Source organism: Frateuria sp. YIM B11624 (assembly GCF_049727805.1).
Classification (GTDB): domain Bacteria; phylum Pseudomonadota; class Gammaproteobacteria; order Xanthomonadales; family Rhodanobacteraceae; genus Frateuria_A.
Genome location: NZ_JBCNYA010000005.1, coordinates 13,754 through 32,833 on the forward strand (window position 1 = coordinate 13,754; position 19,080 = coordinate 32,833).

The following is a 19,080-nucleotide window of genomic DNA, read 5'->3' on the forward strand; positions in this document are numbered from 1 at the left end:
ACCTGCGAGGTCATGCACGCGTCGCCAGGCGGCCGCAGCCCTCTCCGGCAACCGTCCCCGGCTCATTCCGGAAAACGGACCACCGCGTTTTCCGCCGGCCATTCGTCGCGACGCGAGGCCGCCTCCCCCGTTGGCCGCGGCGTCCAGCCGGCCTTGCCGAGCCTGCCCATGTCCTCGTAGCGTCCAAGCAGATCGAAGGCCTCGAGCACGAACGGTCGGCCTTCCGAGCCGACCGTGGACGGTCCGTCGGACACGTGGAAGTGCAGGTGCGGCCCGGTCGATGCACCGGTGAAGCCGAGCTCGCCGAGTTCGTCGCCCCGATGCACCCGCTGGCCGGGTTGGACCTCGATGCTGCCGGGACGCAGGTGCTCGTAGAAGACGTACCGGCCGTCGTCGAGGTGCAACGTCACATAGTTGCCGGCGTCCTCGTCCAGGCTGTGCTTCGGATTGCCGGACACGCTCGGCGATTCGGCCATGGTGTCGCGCACGGCGGCGACGGTGGCGTCGGCGACGGCCAGCACGGCGGCGCCATAACCCAGCGCGTTGCGTGGCACGTCCGGATCCCCCTGCACCGTATGGCCGGCCGCATCGACGCGCACCCAGTCGACGGCGAAGCGTCCCGGGATGCGCGCCTTGCCGTCGACCGTGTTGAAGACCCGGCGATGGCCGCGCGCCCAATCGGCGCCGTGGATGGCCACCCACGGACCTCCGCGGAGCGGCGGTCCCAGCGGCGGCCCGAGGTCGTACGACACGGCAGCAAGGCCGCCACGCACGGTATCCGTTGCCGCCCCGGACAGCGCGGCATAGGTCACCACGTGCTCGAGCGTCTGCGGGTGCTGCCCCTGCGTCGGCCATTCGAGATAGACCACGCCGCGGCGACCAGGCGCGATGATGGCGCCCGACGCCTGCCCCGGCGGACCGATCAGGGCGAACCGTCCCGCCAGCGCATCGCCCGCGAAGCTCGCCCACACACGCCCGCTGCGCGCATCCACCACGTCGATGCGGGCGAGACGCAGCGGCGTCCCGGCGAAATTGGTCAGGTGCAGTTCCTCGAAGACCTGCTCGCCGGCATCGGTCCTCGTCGCGTGCGGCGTGTCGGGAACGCTCAGGTCGAACGACTGTTGGAGCCTTGCGGTTCCCGCCTGCCACGAGATGGCGAGGAGGCCGGCAAACCAGAGGCTTGTCATGGAGGACATGGATGATTCCTGGCCAGGAGCCCGCCACCATGCACCGACGCTTCGCCCCGCGCGATCGCCGGGGGGCAAGCGGCGCAATCGCAGGGATCAACGGAGTACGGACGGCTCAGAACTTGCCGAAGAACCCGGTGATGTCGAAGTACACCTTCCCGTGCTCTCCCGATGCGGTCGTGAAGTCGATCGCGTCGTACATGTGCCCGCCGCCGCTCAGGAGCGCCTGGCTTCCGCGGGTGTAGCCCGGATAATGGTCGGCGATCCACCGGTACTCGGCCCTCACGCCTTCCTGCTCGTCCGCCGCATCGATGACGATCGCGTCGTCCATGCTGCTGCCGTCGCGCACGGCGGCCGCCGGATGATTCACCACGGGATGCACGTTCGAAGCACATCCCGCCAGCAACATGACCGTCAGCATCGCGCCAGATGTCTTTCGCATTCCCTTCCCCCCCCTTTGGCCCTGGCCTAGTGCGCCAGCGCCTCCTCGACCGCGCTGAACGCCGACTTCCCGCCTTCGCGTTCGTCCGGCATCCCGGTGGCGAACCACACCATACCTGTGCCGCTCTTGCGATCCACCCACAATCCGGCCTGCAGGCCGTAGGCGGAACCGGAATGGCCCACGCGCGCCACGCCGTCGCCAAACGGATCGTCGCGACATCCCTGCTCCGGCGTGGCCAGCGTCTGCACCGCCAGGCCGTACCGGCAGAAGAAGCCCTTGTCGACGTCGCCGGTGTCCTCCTCGTAGGTTTCACCGTTGCCGGGGCGGTATGTCCATTGCGGCGTGACCATCGCCTGGAGGGAGGCGGGCTCGAGGAAGCGCTTGCCGTCGAGCGTGCCCTTGCCCAGCAGCAGCCGGCCGATGCGTACCAGGCCATCGGCGGAAATGCGCAGGCCGCCCTGTGGCGAGAACAGCGCGCCGTTCTCGCCGGCGCGCCAGCGCGACAGGTCGCAACTGCCGTCGCTGGCCGGCGTCACGGGGCAATCGGGCTTGCGGCCGTGGTTGTCGTCCTTCACCGGCTTGCCGTCGGGGTCGTACAGCACGACGGCGCGGGCGGCGGTGGCCGGGTCGCAGCGGTCCCAGTTGAAGCAGCCGTGGATGCCCAGCGGGCGCAGCACCAGCCGCTCCATCAGCTTGTCGAAGCGCTCGCCGGTGGCGCGTTCCATCACCTGCGCCACCAGCGGAAAGTTGAGGTTGGTGTAGCGGAAATACGTGCCCGGCGCATGCGCGCTGTCCCAGGCGTGCGGATCTTCCACGATGTCGCGCAGCCTGCCGCCCAGCGGCGTCTGCCAGTAGCCGGCGCCGTCGGTGAGGCTGGAACGGTGCGACAGCAGCAGGCGCAGGGTGATCGGCGTATCCGGGAAGGCCGGGTTGCGCAGCCGCCAGCCGAGCAGGCCGGACACGTCCGCATCCAGGTCGAGCTTGCCGGCCTCCACCAGCCGCATCACGCCCAGCGTAGTGACCAGCTTGGAAATCGAGGCGATGCGCACCGGGTCGCCCGCGGTGACCTTGCGGCCGGTGGCCTTGTCGGCCAGGCCGTGGACCCGCGTGGCGGTAATGCCGTCGCGATCGAAGGCGACGCGCACGGTGGCGACGGGCTCGCCCGCCTGCGCTGCGGCGCAGGCGAGCAGGAACGACAGGCAGGCGATCCATCTTGCGGGCATGACGGGCTCCGTTCGGGCGGGCCGGCGGGCGCGAGACGTAAATGCCAGTCCGCGTCACCCGCACCGTTCACCCGCCACCATACCTGCCCTGGCTCGTCCCACGCATCCGGTGCGTGCCGCTAATGCGCCTGAAGGGTGTCCATGGCCCTTTTCGCGTCGGCGTGGGCCTCGTCGACCGTCGTGGCCTTCACGCCCTGCTGGGCCTGCATCAGCGCAGCCTGCAACTGCGACTCACGCGCGCTATCGCCCTTGGCGTCGACCATCGCGCCCTGGCCCATGCCCTTGCATGGATCTTCCTGCTGGGCGTCGTAGCCCGCGCCGGACGGTCCGACCAGGCAGTTGACGACGTGCTGCAGGTGCGCGTGCGCCATCTTCAGGTCCGCCGCGCCGAGCGCCATGCCGGCGTGGGCGGCGGCCGTGCTGACCTGCTTGGCCACGGCGCCACTTGTCTTCGGATGAGCCGCCAGTGGCGAGGCGATCGCAAACAAGAGCGCCGGTGCCAGACGAAGCCATTTCGTAGCCATGACACACCTCCGGTTGAGCGGTGTACGCCGCGGGTCAGAGCAGCATAGTCCCGCGCTATCAGCGGAGAGTGAAACCGGAAGAAACGGCGTCGCTGGCGGCAGCGTCCCTGGCGAGCCCCGCGGCCACTGCACGCCCGCCCTGCCGGGAAAGGCGGCGTCCGCTTCGCCCGCCGGATTGTGGTTGACCCGCAGCCGCTCGTGGGTTAACTCTGGCCGGGATCAGGGACGAGGGGGAAGCATGGCCAGAATGCCCACGTTCGCGGTGTTCGCACTGGCGCTTTGCCTGCCGCTCGCCGCCGTTGCCGGCAAGACGCTGCGGGTCGTCGGCGACAACAACTATCCGCCCTATCTGTTCATCGGCCCCGACGGCAAGCCGCAAGGCTACGTGGTCGATGAATGGAAGCTCTGGGAGAGCAAAACCGGCGTCAAGGTGGAACTGACGGCGACCAACTGGGCCGACGCCCAGCAGCGCATCCGGTCCGGCCAGGCCGACGTCATCGACATGATCTTCCGCACGCCCGAGCGCGCGGCCCGGCTGGATTTCACGCGCTCCTTCGCCACCGTCGAAACGGACATCTACGCCGACCGCGACCTGACCGGCATCGCCGATGCCTCCGGCCTGAGGGGCTTCGTGGTCGGCGTCCAGCGCGGCGATGCCTGCGTGGAACGGTTGCACCAGGCGGGCGTGTCGAGCATGCGCGAATACACCGGCTATGCCGACATCATCAACGCCGCGCGCGCCGGGGACATCCGCATCTTCTGCATGGACCGCTCGCCAGCCGAGTACTACCTCTACCGGCTGCACGCCCAGGACGAGTTCGTGAAGGCGTTCGACTTCTACACCGACCGCTTCCGCCGTGGCGTCCGCAAGGGCGATGCGGCGACCCTGGCGCTGGTCCAGCAGGGCATGGCGAAGATCACCTCGCAGGAACGCCAGCAACTGCACGACAAATGGATGGGCCAGCGCGTCGACCTGACCGGTTACGCCGGCCTCTTCAAGACGGTCGCGTCGGCGCTGGCGCTCGTCGGCGTGCTGCTGCTGGCCTGGGTCCATTCGCTGCGGCGGGCGGTCAAGAAGCGCACGCGCGACCTGCGGTTCCTGGCCCACTACGATCCGCTCACCCGCCTGCCGAACCGGCACCTGCTGCTGGACCGCATCAACCATGCCCTGGCGCAGCCCGGCATCGCGCTGTCCGTCCTGCTGGTCAACCTGGACAACTTCAAGCGCATCAACGATCGCTTCGGCCACCCGCTGGCCGACCAGTTGCTGCAGCAGATGGCCGAGCGGCTGCAGGCCCTGGCCGGACCGATCGACACGGTCGCCCGGCTCGGCGGCGACGACTTCGTGCTGATCCTGCGCTCGGCCGAAGTCAGCCAGGTCACCGCCCTGGCCGAACAGGCGCGCCAGGCGATCGCCCAGGGCATCGTGCTCCAGGGCGAGGAGGTGTTCCTCAGCGCGAGCGTGGGCGTGAGCCTGTATCCGCATGACGGGGAGGACGGCGTGACGCTGCTGAAGAACGCCGACGCGGCAATGTCACGCGCCAAGCAGGACGGGCGCAACGCGATCAGCTTCTACCGCGCGAGCCTGAGCGCGCAGGCGAGCCACTTCGTCACCATGGGCGCCTCCATCCGCCACGCGATGCAGCGTGAGGAATTCGAACTGCACTACCAACCGCAGCACTGCCTGCGATCCGGGCGGATCAAGGCCGTCGAAGCCCTGCTGCGCTGGCGCCGGGGCGGCGAACTGGTGCCGCCGTCCGAGTTCATCCCGTGCGCCGAGGAACTGGGGCTGATCGAGGAACTGGGCGAATGGGTCATGCGCACCGCCTGCCAGCAACTGGCCAGTTGGCTTGCCGGCGGCGCGCCCACGCTGCGCATGGCCGTCAACCTCTCCGCCCGCCAGTTGACCAGCCCCGGACTCGTTTCGGCGGTGCAGACCGCCCTGGCGCAAGCGAAGCTGCCGGGGGACCTGCTGGAACTGGAAATCACGGAGAGCGCGCTGGTCGGCAGCGAAGCGCAGATCGGCGCCACGCTGGAAGCCATCCGCGCGCTGGGCGTACGCATCGCCATCGACGACTTCGGTACGGGCTACTCCTCGCTCGCCTACCTGCGGCACCTGCCGGTCACGGTGGTCAAGATCGACAAGAGCTTCCTGGACGGCGCCCCCGAGGACTCGGCTGCGGTGGAGGTGATCGGTGCGATCGTCGCCATGAGCCACGCGCTGAACCTCACCGTCGTGGCCGAGGGCGTGGAGAGCGACCGCCAGGCTGCGTTCCTGGGAAAGATCGGATGCGACCTCGCGCAGGGATGGTTCTATGGTCGCGCCGTGGCGCCCGCGCAGATCACCGGGGCGCTGTAGGCGCATGCCAGGCAGGCGAACTTGACGTTCGCGGCCTCGAACGAATGGGCGGCAAACTGCCGCCCACGACTTGCCTGCACCGGCCGAGGCCTTCGGGCAAGTCGACCGCGAACCTGATGGGTCAAGTTCCGTGCGGTCGCTCCCGTTATTCCAGGTCGCCCAGTTGCGCGCCCTCGGTCGGCGCAGCCAGCCATCCCGCAATGTCCTCGCCCAGCGCCTTGACCGAGCGGCCGAGCACCGAGCAGGAGCCCTTGAAGCCGCCGAACGCTCCGCCCATCGAATTGCGCCGCCCCTTGAAGCTGCCGGCGAGCTGGCCATCGCGGTAGAGCTTGCCCTTCACCGTCACCGACTTGTGGTGGCCGAGGAACGCATTGCCTTCCGACACCACGTCGGTGATCTCCATCACCAGCGCCTGGCCGGGCGTGGTCGCGGTGACCTGTGGCGCGAACTCCACCGTCATTCCCTTCTCGCGCGCGTACTGCGCCACGAAATCGGCGAGCTGCTCGTCCAGTTTGCATTCGCGCTTGACGGCGCCGGGCACGTCAGCGTCCTCGTTGAAAGGCACCGGCCTCTGCACATGCACCGCGTCGGCCGCCTGCGCAGCCTGCAACATGCCAAACGCCAGCAGCGCGGCCGTCATGAACTTCCTCATCGCGTTTTCCCCTGGTTCCGGCCTTCGTGGCCGACGGGAAGTATGCCCAAACAACCAGGCGCCCAACCATGGGAGCGTCTGTGACGGGCGTCGCGCCGGACCGCATCGTCAAAGAGTGATCGAAATCGTCTGGGCGCCTTTTGCCGTCCGGAAAGCGCCGGGACCTGGCCTCGCCACTGCTGCCGACGCCCCGGCGTCCGCGATCGGCGATGACTACCGTGGCTTGCGCCCGCGAACGGAAATCATCGGCGGTTGCGAAAGATCCAGCACGCCGGCGCGCACGTTCCGCAGGTGACGTTCGATCTCCTCGGCCGTGGCGATGCCATGGCCGAGCAGGTCGTCCCGGATCATCGCTATCGTGGCCACTTCCAGCGGCGCGCACTCGGGCAAGGTGATTGGGAAATACGCCTCGGCCGCGATCTCCGCCATGCCCGCCTGGCGGAACAGGCGCGGCAACGTCCGGCCGAAGCCGAGGTCGGCGCCGCGGCTCGACAACAAGGCCCGGAATCCCTGCCGGATCCTGTTGGCGAGCTCCTGCTCGGGACCATGGACATCGATGCAGCTCAGGGGCTGCAGCGCGGGATCGGCGTCCTCGACCACCAGCCAGCCGCCGGGCTTCAGGGCCGAAACCATGTTGCGCAGGGCGCGCTCCCGCTCTGGCACGTGGACCAGCACCAGCCGGGCGTGCACCAGGTCGAAGGCTTCGCCAGGCGGCGGATCGAGCGCCACGTCGTGGATGCGGATGTCCACGTTCGCGGAGGCCGCCTCCTTCGTCCACGACGCATCGATGTCGGTCGCCAGCACGTGCCCGGCATGCCCGACGCGACCCGCGATCGCCCGCACCAGCGCCGATCCCCCGGCACCCACTTCCCAGCACCGCCATCCCTCGGCCATGCCGCAGGCGTCGAACTGGCGAAGCGTGGCCGGGTCGAACAACGCCGACAGTGCCGCGAAACGCTGCGCGGCTTCGGCCTTGCGGTTTTCCAGGAGGTAGTCGGTTTCGGGCATGGATGTTCTCGAAGATGTACGACGCTTCCGGTTGAGTGCGATGGATCGTGACCTGGGGCATCGCAACGGTGGAATGATGCCTCGGCACGTGGATGCGATGGGCCGCATCGGCGTCCGCTCTGGTACTCCTTCAGCTCATGGATCGACCGCCGCATCGCACAGCCTCGCGATCACTTCGCTGCCCACGCGCGCCTCATCGTCATCGGCGGGGGCGAATTCGGTGACCGTGAATCCGACCAGATCGGCCTCCCGCGCGATACGGCGGACCAGGCCGATCGCATCGTCGAGCCCGAGTTTGCCATCGGGGTAGGCGACGAAAGGGAATTCGCGCGAATCGAGCACGTCCAGGTCGAAATGAATATGGACGGGGCCATCGATGGGCGACTGCAGATCCAGCGGCTGCAGACCGAGTTCGCGCTGCAGCGCCCGGTCGCCTTCGTCGCCGACCTGGATGCCGAAGTAATGAAAGCGGCGGGGATCGACCGGCGCGCCCAGCAAGGGGCGCATCGGTCCGGGGCCGCGCCCGAGGATCGCGCCCACGGGCATGCCATGGAAGTTGCCGCTGGGGGACGTTTCGGGCGTGTTCGCGTCGGGATGGGCGTCGATCCAGATCACGCGCAGTCCCGGATGCAGGCCGTTGAGATAAGCGATGACCGCCACGTCCACCGCGCAGTCACCGCCGGCGGTGAGCACGCGCCGTGCACCGGATCGCGCGAGGATGTCACGGGCGCCGTGGAACTGCTTGAAGATCGCATCCCAGCATCGGACGCCATAGGCGGCTTCCGTACCTTCGCCGCCCGACGGCACATGCACCAGCGGCGCGTAGCGCCCGACAACGGCGGCCGCCGCGGCGGCACCACGCGGCAGGTTTTCGTGCCGTCCCGATCCTTGCCATTGCGGGTAGCCGAGACCGAGGTCGAAGCGGGTCCGGGACGGTGGAACACGTGTTGCGCCGTGGTTCGATCGCATTCGCCCATCGTGCCATAGCCGTGCTCCTGCTGCCGCGGGGGTCCAGCGATCCATCGATGCTGAGAACGAAAAGGCGCACCCTCGGCACTTTGCTATGGTCGGACGCTGGCCTGGGACTACGACAGGAGCGTGCATGACCATCACGGATCGGGATGCGCAAGATCAGGCGCCGGTCTTCGACCAACTGGTGAGCCTGCTGGATGCCGGAAACGCCAGCTTCCGCGTCCTCGAACACCCGGCCGAGGGACAATCCGAGGCCGTCGCGCGCATCCGTGGAACGCGGCCGGAGCAAGGGGCCAAGGCCATGCTCTGCGTCGTCAAGGGAGCCGCGCCCGCGCCGGTGCTCGCGGTGCTCCCGGGTCCGGCCAGGCTCGACTTCAGGAAGCTCGGCGAAGCCATCGGCGCGAAGAAGGCGACGCTGGCCGATCCTGCACTCGCGCAGGAACTGACCGGTTGCGTGATGGGCGCCGTCCCGCCGTTCGCCCTTTCGCCGGGCATCCGACTGATCGCCGACCCGGCGCTGTTTTCGTCCAACCTCGAGATCGCGTTCAACGCCGGCCGGCTCGACCGTTCCATCGTCCTGGCGGTCGACGACTACCTGCGGATCGCCCGGCCGCAGGTGGCCGACATCACCCGCGGCGATTGAACGAACGCTCCGGCATTGCTGAACGGCACACGCGTGCGACTACCGGAGTTCGACTGACCGTTCACCGCGCCGATGCCACAACGGGTCCAGACAGCCAACCGGGAGCCTGTCATGAGCGACGACCTGAACAACCGAGGACCTGCCGACCGCACGCGCGTCAACGTGAACGAGGACTACGAGGCCCGCTACTGGGCCGACAAATGGCACGTCAGCATGGAGGAGCTGCGCGCCGCGGTGGACCGCGTGGGCGTCATGGCCAAGGACGTCGAGCGGGCGCTGAAGCACTGAGAAGGCGCACGGCGTTTCACGGTAACGGCCGTGCGTGTTCGCGATCCACGGCACGCTTGATCGCGGCGACGAACGCACGTCGCGCCGCCATCAGCTCCTTGCTGGTGGCCTGCGGCCACGCTCCCACCTGGGCGATCACCAGCTTGCGCGCGGGGTTGACGTAGACGAGCTGACCGAAGATGCCGATCGCCGCATAGCTGCCGTCCTCATCGGTCCACCACAGGTAGCCATAGCCGCGGTCCGGCTCGTCGACGCCGGTCTGCTGGCGCACGGCGCCCTGCAACCAGGCGTCGGCGATCATCGGCTTGCCGTCGATGCGGCCGCCTTCGAGCATGAATTGTCCCAGCCGCGCGTAATCGCCCAGGGTGGCCGAGAGGCCGCTGCCGCCGGTGTCGCTGCCGTCGCACTCGTCCTTGATCCAGTACGCGTCCGCGGCCATGCCGTAGGGCTGCCAGAGCGTCTGCGAGAGATAGGCTGCCAGCGAGCGGTGCGTGGCCCGCTGCACCAGGATGCCGAGCAGGTCGGTCTCGGCGGTGTTGTAGTTGAAGTGCGTGCCGGCCGGCCACTGGCGCGGCAGTTTCGCCAGATACGAGAGCACATGCGCGCGGCCGTCGACGCAGGCGCCTAGGTACATCTGCGCCACGTCGGACTTGGCGTCGGCGTAGTCCTCGTTCCAGCGCACGCCGGAGGTCATCGTCAGCAACTGCTGCACCGTGACCTCGGCGTAGGCGGTATGGCGCAGTTCCGGGATGTACCTGCCCAGCGTGTCGTCCATGCTGCGGATGTAGCCCTGCTGCAGGGCGATCCCGAGCAGGGTCGAGGTGACCGACTTGGCGACCGAGAACGATGTCCAGCGCTGTTCGGGCCCGAAGCCCTTCGCATACCGCTGCAGGCGGACATGGCCATCCTGCAGCACCATCACGCCGGCGATGTGGTAGCGGTCCATGTAGCCGGCGAGCCAGGCCGACGCGTCCCGGCCATCCACGGCCAGCGGCCGACCCTGCGGCAGGGCATGCACGTGCGCACCGCGCGCGACGCGATCGCTCGGGAACAACGTGTACATCCGCGGGAAGCGCGCCTCGCGCTGCGCCTGGGTCCAGAACAGCACCCCTTCGCGCTGTTGTCCGATGGTCGGAGCCGCCTGCCCGCCCGCCGCCGACGGCAACGAGACGACCAGGCCGAGGATGCCGGCGAACAGACGGGCGGAGAAATTCAGGCGCATGTGGAAGGGCCAGGGTGACGGTGCAGGGCCGCCATGTTACCGGGCGCACCCCTTTTCGATGCCTTTTCGTGCGTTCTCCGCTCGGTCGGGCTCCCGTTCTGCAGCTCAAGAAAAGCGGCCTGGCGCCGATGCAGGAAGACGACCCATGGCTCCGGCCATTCCCGTCGATTCCACGACGTCCGCAGTCATCTGAACCATGTGTATCGCCAGCCATCCACGGTGCACCCCATGACCTACGAGCTGGAGGAACGCCGCATGGACGTGGCCGACCTGCAGGTCGGCATGTACGTGTGCCGGCTCGACCGGCCATGGGAAGAAACCCCGTTTCCGCTGCAGGGCGTGGAACTCACCTGCATGGACAACATCGAGGCGTTGCGCACGTACTGCGAACACGTCTACGTCGACGCCCGGCGGCTGGTCATCGACCCGCAACCGCAAGCGTCGGTGATCATCCGCTCGCAGGTGTCCGCCCAGCGCTTCAACGCGGCGACCCGTTACGCGAGCGCCATGCCGATCGAAAACGAGGTGCCGCAGGCGCAGGAGGCATTGGACAACGCCATCGCGATGCTGGACCGGATTTTCGAGGACGTGACGTCCGGCCGCGAGCTTTCCGCCGAACACGTGGAAAGCGCGGTGCGCCCGCTGGTCGCCAGCGTGTTGCGCAACGCCGATGCCTTCTTCTGGGTCGAAGGCCTGCGCGACCACGACAGCTACAGCTACAGCCACGCCGTCAGTTGCAGTGCGCTGGCCGCCGCGTTCGGCCGGCACATGGGCTTCGCCGAGGAAACCATCATCAGCCTGGCCGCCGGCGGCCTGTTGATGGACGTCGGCAAGGCGCGCGTGCCGCGCGAGTTGCTGGAGCGCCCCGGCCCGTTGTCTGCGCAGGAGATGGAGCAGGTGCGCTCGCACGTGCTGGAGGGCGTCGACATCCTCGCCAACTCGCGGATCGTCGAACCGGACGTGCTCGACATCGTGCGCCACCACCACGAGCACTACGATGGCAGCGGCTATCCGGAGCACCTGGTGGGCTCGTACATCCCGCTGCCCGGTCGCATGCTGGGCATCGTCGACGCCTACGACGCGATGGTCAGCCCGCGCCCGTACCGTGGCGCCGTCTCGCGCCACACCGCGCTGCGCCACATCTACGCCGAGCGCGACCGGCTGTTTCAGGCCGAACTGGTCGAACAGTTCCAGGTGTGCATGGGCGTCTATCCCACCGGATCGCTGGTGGAGCTGAGCACCGGCGAGATCGCCATCGTCATGGCGCAGAACCAGGCGCGCCGGCTGCGCCCGCGTGTCGTGCTGCTGAGCACGCCGCAGAAGCAGCGCGTCAACGATTTCCAGGTGATCGACCTGATGAACCACGAGGGTCCCGCCGCGATCAACATCGTGCGCAGCCTTGCTCCGGGCGAATGTCCGATCGACACCTCCGACCTGTTCGTGGCATGAGTCCGGGCGCGTGATGCTGAACCGCGCGGACATCTTCGACGCCATCGAAAGCCAGTTGTCGCCGGCCTCCGCGGTCGACGGCCACCTGGCGGTGATGATGCTGCGCGTGGAGGGACTGCGCGAGGTCAGCCTGCGCTTCGGCTACGCGATCGGCGAAGAAGCCCACGTGCGTGCGCGGGACCTGATCCGCGGAGCGCTGCGCCCGATCGACCGCGTGTTCTCCGCCGGCGAAGACAGCTTCGCGCTGGTGCTGCCAGGGCTGCACGGCCACAACCACGTGTTGCTGGCCGCCGCGCGGCTGCTGCAGACCTTCGAGCTGCCGCTGCACGGCCTGCCCTACCCGTGGCAGGGACGTCCGGAAATGGGCGTGGCGCTCCATCCGGGCCATGCCGACACGCCGGACCTGCTGTGCCGCCGCGCCGAGCTGGCGCTGGCCGACGCGCATGCGCGCGGCGAATCTTGCGTGCTCTACGAGCCGCGCGAGGCGCACGACGAGATCGTCTACGAGGAGTTGCGCGAGGCGATCGAAGCCAACCGCCTGCTGACGTATTTCCAGCCGGTGTGGGACCTGCAGCGGGGTGCCATCGCCGGCGTCGAGTCGCTGGCGCGCTGGACCAGCCCGCGGCTGGGCCTGGTCTCGCCGGCCAGCTTCGTCGGTTTCGCCGAGAAGAGCGGCCTGATCCAGGCGCTGACCCGCTGGAGCATCAGTACCACCTTGCGCCACGCCGCGATGCTGCGCGCCCCCGGTCTCACTTTCGCCATCAATTTCTCCCCGCGGGTGTTCGCCAGGCCCGGACTGGTGGAACAGTTGATGGACGTGCTGGAAATCTGGGACCTGCCGCCCAGCGTGGTCGTGGCGGAAATCACCGAGACCGCACTGGTGAACGACCTGGCCTCGAGCGCGCGGGCGATGCAGCGCATGCGCGATCGCGGCGTGCGCATCGCCATCGACGACTTCGGCACCGGCTACGCCTCCATCGCCTACCTGCGCCGCTTCCCGGCCTCGGAACTGAAGATCGACCGCTCGCTGGTGTGCGACCTCCGCGGCGATCCGCGCACCGTCAAACTGGTGCAATCGATCATCCGCATGGCGCACCACATGGGCATGACCACGGTCGCCGAAGGCGTGGAAGACCAGGCCACGCAGGAGCTGCTGACGTCGATGGGCTGCGACTACGCCCAGGGCTACCACCTGGGCCACCCCGAACCGGCGGGCGATTTCGTCGCGCGCCACGCGCGAGCCAACTAGCCCGACCGGGGACCTTCGACTTCCTACGGCTCGTTTTTCCCGGCGGCACAAGGCGTGCACCCACCCGGGGCTCCCTTTCGCAAGTTTTCACGACGCCCCCACGAACGTCTGCTAGTGTCCCGGCAGGGCGCCGCGCGCAAAACGCGGCGGGGTTTGGCTGGGGCGGGGACTCTCCGGCGCTTGGCGTTTCCTTTGACGAAGCGGCACCACCTGGTGCCGTCGTTGCGTTTGCGCCGCGTGAGCGGCGTCACTACCGGAGGACCACCGCATGACACACCGTTACGCGATCAAGGCACTGCTGGGCGCTTCCATCGCCCTTGCCCTGTCTCTCTCCGCCCAGGCGGCCACGCCGCAGGATCCGGCGACCACGCGCTTCGACCTCAGCAGCCTGGCGCCCGGTGGCCAGTACGACCGCTTCATCGTGACCTATCGCGACGGCAGCACCGAGCGTGGCAATCGCTCGGCCGCGCTGCAGGGCGTGAGCGCGGCGATCAGCCGCGCGGGGCTCGATCGGGCCACGGCGGCCGGCCGCGGCGCGGCGGTACAGGCGTCCTTCCAGCGCACGCTCGCCACCGGGGCGGACCTGGTCCGCACCTCGCGCAAGCTCGGCAGCAGCGAAGCGGCCGCCCTGGTCCGCCAGATCGCCGCCGACCCGGCGGTGGCCTACGTGACACCGGACGTGATGCTGCACCGGATCCGCGACCTCCGCGCGCCGGACAACCTCGCGCCGGCCACCTTCACCCCCAGCGACAGCTACTACCCGATCTACCAGTGGCACCTGAAGGCACCGGACGGCAGCATCACCTACTTCGGCGACGCCAACCACGGCGGCGCACGCGTCAACGACGCGTGGGACCTGGCCGACGGCACCGGCATCGTGATCGCCGTGCTGGACACCGGCATCACCCGCCACGTGGACGTGAACACCAGCCTCGGCGACGCGGGCTACGACTTCATCACCGACGCCTTCGTGTCCGGGCGCCCGACCGACGACCGCGTGCCCGGCGGCTGGGACCTGGGCGACTGGACCACCACGGAGCCGTGGCTGTCCGAGTGCACCGACGCCAACAACCCGCCCGAGAACAGCTCGTGGCACGGCACCCACGTGGCCAGCACCGCCGGCGCGGAACTGACCAACAACGGCGCCGGCATGGCCGGCATCGCCTTCGATGCCAGCGTGCTGCCGGTACGCGTACTCGGCCATTGCGGCGGCTACACCAGCGACATCGCCGATGCGATCGTCTGGGCCGCCGGTGGCGACGTCGTCGGCGTGCCGCGCAATCTCCATCCGGCGCAGGTGATCAACCTCAGCCTCGGCGGCTCGGGCCGCTGCAACCCGCAGGACGTGACCGCCAAGGCGGTGGCCAAGGCCAACGCGCTGGGCGCCACCGTCGTGGTCTCGGCCGGCAACAGCGGCGACGACGCGGCCAAGTACACCCCGGCCGGCTGCCCCGGGGTGGTCACCGTCGCCTCCACCGGCATCACCAGCCAGCGGGCCTACTACTCCAACTGGGGCCATGCGGTGGAAATCGCCGCGCCCGGCGGCGGCGTCTACCAGGACGACGACCCGAACACCGGCGTGGTCTCCTACGACGGCTTCGTCTGGCAGGCGCTCAACAACGGCACCACCACCCCGGTGCCCGTGGGCACCACTTACGGCGGCTTTGCCGGCACCTCGCAGGCGGCACCGCACGTGACCGGCACCGTGGCGCTGATGCAGAGCGCGCGCAAGGCCCTGCACCTGCCGTTGCTCAAACCTGCGCAGGTGCTGCAGGTGCTGCGGGACACCGCGTACGAGCCGATGATCCGGGCCAAGGGCAAGTACTCGATCGGCGCGGGCATCGTGGATTCGGCAGCAGCGGTGGAGGCGGCCGTGGACTTCGAGCCACACGGCAAGGGCAACTAGCGACCACCCGGTTGGGCATCCGGACGAAGGCGGGCGCGAGCCCGCCTTCCTTTTTTCCGTTCGCAGCCCGATTGACTGCACCCCGCGTTTTCGCGGGCCCGTTCGCCGCGGTCTAGCTTCCTCCCGCCCCTTTCCCGCCACGGCGCATGCCTTCGCGCAGTTGCTCGAGCGACAGCGGCGGCGAGAACAGCCAGCCCTGACCCCATGCCACGCCCCAGGCCCGCAGCATGTCGGCCTGCGGCTCGTGCTCGATGCCTTCGGCCACCAGGTCGAGCGACAGCTTGTGGGCCATTTCCACGATGTGGAAAGCGATGTGGCTGGTGACCGCATCGCTGCCGATCGTGTCGACGAAGGCCTTGTCGATCTTGATCGCATCCAGCTCGAAGCTGGTCAGTTCCGACAGGCTCGAATACCCCGTTCCGAAGTCGTCGATGGCGACGTGGAAACCGAGTTCGCGCAGGCGTCGGACCATCGAGCGCGCCTCCGCGGTGTCCGCGAAGGCACGCTCGGTGATCTCCAGATGCAGCTGCTCCGACCTCGCACCCGTGCGCTCGATCAGTCCGCACAGAAGGTCGAGCGTTCCGGCGGCGTGCAGGTCCCTGGGCGAGAGATTGAGTGCGACGAAGAAATCCTGCTGCGCCGCGAACTCCTTCAGCATGGGCTCGACCAGGCCGACCAGCCGCGTCGTGAGGGCGCAGATCAGATCGCTTTCCTCGGCGATCGGAATGAACAGGCTGGGAGCCACCAGCCGCCCGTCGTCACGGCGCCAGCGAAGCAATGCCTCGACGCCCACCCACCGCCCATCGGCGAGCCGCACGATGGGCTGGTACGCGAGGAAAAACTCGCCATGGCGCAGACCCGCGCGTATCGCCGCCGCCGCACTGGCCTGGATGCGGGCCAGTCGCACCAGCACCCATGCCAGCAACGCGCCTATGGCAAACCCGATCGGCACCAGCACCCAGACCTCGCGGTCGGTGACGCCGTCCGTCGCGCGTGCATCCAGCGCGGCCAGCACCGCGACCTCGGGAAAGCGGCGGGAGCGCATGCGCGCGATCGCCCGGCCCGCGACGACCTGCGCCACCGAAGCGCCCGGCGCGAGGCGTCCCAGGTCCTGCAGCCATTGGGGATCGATGGCACCGCGCTGGGCGAACACCAGTTGCCGGTTCACCCCGACGACGGCCAGCGCGGTGCCCGGATCGGCCACGGTGGTATCCACCGGCAACGCCGAATGCACGAGCGCCACGAACGGACCCTGCTGGAACACGGCCAGGCGCGCACCCGGGGCAAACGGGAAGCTCACGTCACGGCGCAGGCTGAAGCCGGTGCTGGCCAGGTAGTCCACCGGCCCCAGGGGAATCGCCGGGACGTGGAGGCCATAGGACGAACACACCAGCGCGCCGTCGCGGGCGACGCCGAGCATCTGCAGGTACTGCGATTGCGCGTCGAGATCCCGCATGAGCGCGAGTCCTGCCGCGCCGCACCTCTCCGCTTCGGGAATACGCCCGAGCCGCGCGAAGGCGGCGACCATCTGGTCGCCCGTCGCCTCGGTCCGGCGCAGCACGTCCGCCGCATAGAACGCCGCGCGCCGGGCCAGCTCGGCGCGGGCCTGGCGCTGCGCCAGCTCCAGGCTCAGCAGTACAGGCACCAGCACGGCCACGGCGACCAGGACCACCAGCGCCACCATCAGCTGCCTGCGTGTCCAACCGACCATGGTCCACTCCAGCCCTGGGCTGCTGCCGATTACCGGTGCCGATGCGGCGCGCAAGTGTTGCACGCTTTCGGGCCGGGGAAGCGGGCCCCGGATCGATCCAGCCAAGCGGGAAGGCGCCAGGGGATGATCGACAGCGACGGCTGGAGCCGGCTATCCGCGTGCGCCGCGCAGCAGGCGATGCAACAGGACCGGCATCAGGCCGAACGCAGCGAAAATCGCCGACGCCATGACGGCGAATGCCACCGCCGCCACCCGGACGTCGTGCCAGAACACCCACGCCCGATCCTCGTCCAGCACGCCGCCGTGGAACTTGGCCCCCAGCTCGCGCTGCAATGCCAGGTAGGCCGCAACGGCCCCCAACAGGCAGGCCACTGCGCCGGCCACCGCCATCCAACGTCTTTCCCGGCGCAAAGGGCGCATAAAGTCCTACGATGCGGAATCGCCGGGACGGGAGAGTAGCCGTGCGGTCCGTCCCGCAGAAAGCGTATCCGGCGGGTGCTTCGCCAGCGCCGCCACGATCCGGTACCCGCAGGGCATTCCGTCCCCCGGCATTCCTGGAAAAAGCGAGGAGCCCCATGAACCGCGCCGACCGTCGATCCGTTCTCCCCTTCCACGGAACGCGCCTCATGCTCGGCGCGCTGCTCGCCCTGGCCAGCCCGATCGCCCTGCCCGCGGCGCACGGCGCCGACGCACCGCCGCGGGTGACGGTCGACCAGGGCACGCTCGAGGGCAAGCTGGCACGTCTGGACGGTACCGTGCTGCGGGAGTTCCAGGGCATCCCCTACGCGGCGCCGCCGCTGGGGCCGTTGCGCTGGAAGCCGCCGCAACCGCCGGCCTCGTGGCAAGGCGTGCGGCAGGCAACGCGCTTCGCGCCACGCTGCATGCAGTTGCCGCTGTTCGGCGACATGGTGTTCCGCTCCGACGGCATGGGCGAGGACTGCCTGTATCTCAACGTGTGGACGCCCGCCGGCGATGCGCATGCGGCGTTGCCCGTGCTCGTCTACTTCTACGGCGGCGGCTTCGCCGGCGGCGATGGCTCGGAGAACCGCTACGACGGCGCCAGCCTGGCCAGCCGCGGCATCGTCACCGTGACGGTCAACTACCGCCTTGGCGTGTTCGGCTTCCTGGCCCTGCCCGCGCTCGCCGAGGAATCGCCCGCGCACGCGAGCGGCAACTACGGCCTGCTCGACCAGAACGCCGCGCTGCGCTGGGTCAGGGCCAACATCGTCCGCTTCGGCGGCGACCCGCGGCGGATCACCATCGGCGGCGAATCGGCCGGCTCCATTTCGGTCAGCGCGCACATGGCCTCGCCGCTGTCGCGCGGACTGATCGCCGGCGCGATCGGCGAGAGCGGCGCACTGATTGCGCCGATCGCCCCGCAAACCCAGGTCGAGGCGCAGACGCAGGGAGCCGCGTTCATGCGCAAGGCCGGCGCCACGACGCTCGTGGCGCTGCGCGCGATGCCCGCAACCGCCCTGCTCGCGGCCAGCGCCGAGCCGGCGCCGGACGTCGGGCCGGATATCGACGGCCTGTTCCTCACCGAGCCGCCCGCCGCCACCTTCGCGCGCGGCGACCAGGCGGGCGTGCCGCTGCTGCTGGGCAGCAACACCCAGGAGGGCTTCTACCCGAACCTGCTCGACAAGCTGCCGCCGACGCCGGCGAACTACCGCGCGGCCCTCGCGCGGCTGTTCGGCAACCAGGCCGGACGGGCGCTGGCGCTGTATCCCGGCCGCGATCGCGCGCAGGTCGAACGCTCGGCCAGCGAGCTGGCCGGCGACCTGTTCATCGCGCACAGCACCTGGCGCTGGATGGATTTGCAAAGACACACTGCCGACGCGCCGGTGTACTTCTACCTGTTCGCCCGGCCGCGCCCGGCCAAGCGCCATCCGCTGCCCGGCGAGCAGCCCGACCCGGGCGCCGTGCACAGCGGCGAGATCGAGTATGCGCTCGGCAACCTGGACAGCAACCCGGTGTATGACTGGACGCCCGCCGACCACGCGGTCTCGCACGTCATGGAGGGCTACGTCGAGCGCTTCATCAAGACCGGCAACCCGAACGGTCCCGGCCTGCCCGCCTGGCCGGCGGTGAGCAAAGCGGACGGCCCGGTGCCGCGGCAGCGCATCGACGTCGACACCCGCACCATCCGCGACACCGGCGCGGCCCGCCAGGCCTTCCTGCAGTCCTTCATCGCCACGCACCCGACGATCGAGCTTCCCTGACGAGGTCCGCGCGCAGGAGCGGCGAA

General features: G+C 69.2%; 17 protein-coding genes. 7 read left to right on the forward strand and 10 right to left on the reverse strand.

Annotation, left to right across the window (positions count from 1 at the left end; all coding sequences use genetic code 11):
* Positions 1-62: 62 nt before the first annotated feature.
* The 4 genes from AAIL17_RS03520 to AAIL17_RS03535 all read right to left on the reverse strand — a co-directional run bounded on the left by AAIL17_RS03520 (position 63) and on the right by AAIL17_RS03535 (position 3,376).
* Positions 63-1,196: a M23 family metallopeptidase gene (locus AAIL17_RS03520; RefSeq protein WP_424681435.1), complete on the reverse strand. Its 1,134-nt coding sequence runs from the start codon at positions 1,194-1,196 to the stop codon at positions 63-65.
* A gap of 106 nt (positions 1,197-1,302) precedes the next feature.
* Positions 1,303-1,629, reverse strand: coding sequence for a hypothetical protein (locus tag AAIL17_RS03525; RefSeq protein WP_424681436.1), 327 nt, complete (start codon positions 1,627-1,629; stop codon positions 1,303-1,305).
* Positions 1,630-1,655: 26 nt separating this feature from the next.
* Entirely contained in the window at positions 1,656-2,852 is a 1,197-nt protein-coding gene (locus AAIL17_RS03530) for a serine hydrolase domain-containing protein (RefSeq protein ID WP_424681437.1), read from the reverse strand.
* Between the two features lie 119 nt (positions 2,853-2,971).
* Complete coding sequence (locus AAIL17_RS03535; RefSeq protein WP_424681438.1) at positions 2,972-3,376, reverse strand: hypothetical protein; 405 nt, start codon at positions 3,374-3,376, stop codon at positions 2,972-2,974.
* 247 nt (positions 3,377-3,623) lie between these two features.
* Between AAIL17_RS03535 and AAIL17_RS03540 the strand changes: the two genes are divergently transcribed.
* Positions 3,624-5,735: an EAL domain-containing protein gene (locus tag AAIL17_RS03540; protein ID WP_424681439.1), complete on the forward strand. Its 2,112-nt coding sequence runs from the start codon at positions 3,624-3,626 to the stop codon at positions 5,733-5,735.
* Between the two features lie 145 nt (positions 5,736-5,880).
* Here AAIL17_RS03540 and AAIL17_RS03545 read toward each other — a convergent pair whose 3' ends face one another.
* The 3 genes from AAIL17_RS03545 to AAIL17_RS03555 all read right to left on the reverse strand — a co-directional run bounded on the left by AAIL17_RS03545 (position 5,881) and on the right by AAIL17_RS03555 (position 8,364).
* Positions 5,881-6,387 carry a hypothetical protein gene (locus tag AAIL17_RS03545; RefSeq protein ID WP_424681440.1) on the reverse strand — a complete coding sequence of 169 codons (507 nt, stop codon included), beginning with the start codon at positions 6,385-6,387 and terminating at the stop codon, positions 5,881-5,883.
* Positions 6,388-6,600: 213 nt separating this feature from the next.
* Positions 6,601-7,395 (reverse strand): methyltransferase domain-containing protein, encoded by a 795-nt coding sequence (locus tag AAIL17_RS03550; protein WP_424681441.1) that lies wholly within the window; start codon positions 7,393-7,395, stop codon positions 6,601-6,603.
* A 135-nt stretch (positions 7,396-7,530) separates the two neighbouring features.
* On the reverse strand, positions 7,531-8,364 hold the full coding sequence (locus AAIL17_RS03555; protein ID WP_424681442.1) for an arginase family protein: 834 nt from the start codon (positions 8,362-8,364) through the stop codon (positions 7,531-7,533).
* A 133-nt stretch (positions 8,365-8,497) separates the two neighbouring features.
* On the opposite strand from AAIL17_RS03555, the gene AAIL17_RS03560 reads away from it, so the two are divergent.
* Positions 8,498-9,010, forward strand: a complete 513-nt coding sequence (locus AAIL17_RS03560) for a YbaK/prolyl-tRNA synthetase associated domain-containing protein (RefSeq protein ID WP_424681443.1) — start codon at positions 8,498-8,500, stop codon at positions 9,008-9,010.
* 111 nt (positions 9,011-9,121) lie between these two features.
* Positions 9,122-9,298, forward strand: a complete 177-nt coding sequence (locus AAIL17_RS03565) for a DUF3606 domain-containing protein (protein WP_424681444.1) — start codon at positions 9,122-9,124, stop codon at positions 9,296-9,298.
* A 16-nt stretch (positions 9,299-9,314) separates the two neighbouring features.
* Here AAIL17_RS03565 and AAIL17_RS03570 read toward each other — a convergent pair whose 3' ends face one another.
* The gene (locus tag AAIL17_RS03570) at positions 9,315-10,520 is read right to left on the reverse strand and encodes a serine hydrolase domain-containing protein (RefSeq protein WP_424681445.1); all 1,206 of its coding nucleotides are present in this window, start codon (positions 10,518-10,520) and stop codon (positions 9,315-9,317) included.
* Between the two features lie 228 nt (positions 10,521-10,748).
* On the opposite strand from AAIL17_RS03570, the gene AAIL17_RS03575 reads away from it, so the two are divergent.
* The 3 genes from AAIL17_RS03575 (at position 10,749) to AAIL17_RS03585 (ending at position 15,124) form a co-directional block, all read left to right on the forward strand.
* Positions 10,749-11,969 carry an HD-GYP domain-containing protein gene (locus AAIL17_RS03575; protein WP_424681446.1) on the forward strand — a complete coding sequence of 407 codons (1,221 nt, stop codon included), beginning with the start codon at positions 10,749-10,751 and terminating at the stop codon, positions 11,967-11,969.
* Between the two features lie 13 nt (positions 11,970-11,982).
* On the forward strand, positions 11,983-13,218 hold the full coding sequence (locus AAIL17_RS03580) for a putative bifunctional diguanylate cyclase/phosphodiesterase (protein ID WP_424681553.1): 1,236 nt from the start codon (positions 11,983-11,985) through the stop codon (positions 13,216-13,218).
* Between the two features lie 268 nt (positions 13,219-13,486).
* Entirely contained in the window at positions 13,487-15,124 is a 1,638-nt protein-coding gene (locus AAIL17_RS03585; protein WP_424681447.1) for a S8 family serine peptidase, read from the forward strand.
* Positions 15,125-15,236: 112 nt separating this feature from the next.
* On the opposite strand, the gene AAIL17_RS03590 is transcribed toward AAIL17_RS03585, so the two are convergent.
* Together AAIL17_RS03590 and AAIL17_RS03595 are read right to left on the reverse strand one after the other, a co-directional pair.
* Positions 15,237-16,808, reverse strand: coding sequence for an EAL domain-containing protein (locus AAIL17_RS03590; protein ID WP_424681448.1), 1,572 nt, complete (start codon positions 16,806-16,808; stop codon positions 15,237-15,239).
* Positions 16,809-16,985: 177 nt separating this feature from the next.
* The gene (locus tag AAIL17_RS03595; RefSeq protein ID WP_424681449.1) at positions 16,986-17,225 is read right to left on the reverse strand and encodes a hypothetical protein; all 240 of its coding nucleotides are present in this window, start codon (positions 17,223-17,225) and stop codon (positions 16,986-16,988) included.
* A 236-nt stretch (positions 17,226-17,461) separates the two neighbouring features.
* Here AAIL17_RS03595 and AAIL17_RS03600 point away from each other — a divergent pair, with 236 nt between their 5' ends.
* Positions 17,462-19,054 (forward strand): carboxylesterase/lipase family protein, encoded by a 1,593-nt coding sequence (locus tag AAIL17_RS03600; RefSeq protein ID WP_424681450.1) that lies wholly within the window; start codon positions 17,462-17,464, stop codon positions 19,052-19,054.
* Positions 19,055-19,080: the final 26 nt, after the last annotated feature.

Coding starts and splice junctions, on each gene's coding strand:
- AAIL17_RS03520 (WP_424681435.1), bottom strand. CDS start 1,196: ATGTCCTCCATGACAAGCCTCTGGTTTGCCGGCCTCCTCGCCATCTCG.
- AAIL17_RS03525 (WP_424681436.1), bottom strand. CDS start 1,629: ATGCGAAAGACATCTGGCGCGATGCTGACGGTCATGTTGCTGGCGGGA.
- AAIL17_RS03530 (WP_424681437.1), bottom strand. CDS start 2,852: ATGCCCGCAAGATGGATCGCCTGCCTGTCGTTCCTGCTCGCCTGCGCC.
- AAIL17_RS03535 (WP_424681438.1), bottom strand. CDS start 3,376: ATGGCTACGAAATGGCTTCGTCTGGCACCGGCGCTCTTGTTTGCGATC.
- AAIL17_RS03540 (WP_424681439.1), top strand. CDS start 3,624: ATGCCCACGTTCGCGGTGTTCGCACTGGCGCTTTGCCTGCCGCTCGCC.
- AAIL17_RS03545 (WP_424681440.1), bottom strand. CDS start 6,387: ATGAGGAAGTTCATGACGGCCGCGCTGCTGGCGTTTGGCATGTTGCAG.
- AAIL17_RS03550 (WP_424681441.1), bottom strand. CDS start 7,395: ATGCCCGAAACCGACTACCTCCTGGAAAACCGCAAGGCCGAAGCCGCG.
- AAIL17_RS03555 (WP_424681442.1), bottom strand. CDS start 8,364: ATGCGATCGAACCACGGCGCAACACGTGTTCCACCGTCCCGGACCCGC.
- AAIL17_RS03560 (WP_424681443.1), top strand. CDS start 8,498: ATGACCATCACGGATCGGGATGCGCAAGATCAGGCGCCGGTCTTCGAC.
- AAIL17_RS03565 (WP_424681444.1), top strand. CDS start 9,122: ATGAGCGACGACCTGAACAACCGAGGACCTGCCGACCGCACGCGCGTC.
- AAIL17_RS03570 (WP_424681445.1), bottom strand. CDS start 10,520: ATGCGCCTGAATTTCTCCGCCCGTCTGTTCGCCGGCATCCTCGGCCTG.
- AAIL17_RS03575 (WP_424681446.1), top strand. CDS start 10,749: ATGACCTACGAGCTGGAGGAACGCCGCATGGACGTGGCCGACCTGCAG.
- AAIL17_RS03580 (WP_424681553.1), top strand. CDS start 11,983: ATGCTGAACCGCGCGGACATCTTCGACGCCATCGAAAGCCAGTTGTCG.
- AAIL17_RS03585 (WP_424681447.1), top strand. CDS start 13,487: ATGACACACCGTTACGCGATCAAGGCACTGCTGGGCGCTTCCATCGCC.
- AAIL17_RS03590 (WP_424681448.1), bottom strand. CDS start 16,808: ATGGTGGCGCTGGTGGTCCTGGTCGCCGTGGCCGTGCTGGTGCCTGTA.
- AAIL17_RS03595 (WP_424681449.1), bottom strand. CDS start 17,225: ATGGCGGTGGCCGGCGCAGTGGCCTGCCTGTTGGGGGCCGTTGCGGCC.
- AAIL17_RS03600 (WP_424681450.1), top strand. CDS start 17,462: ATGCTCGGCGCGCTGCTCGCCCTGGCCAGCCCGATCGCCCTGCCCGCG.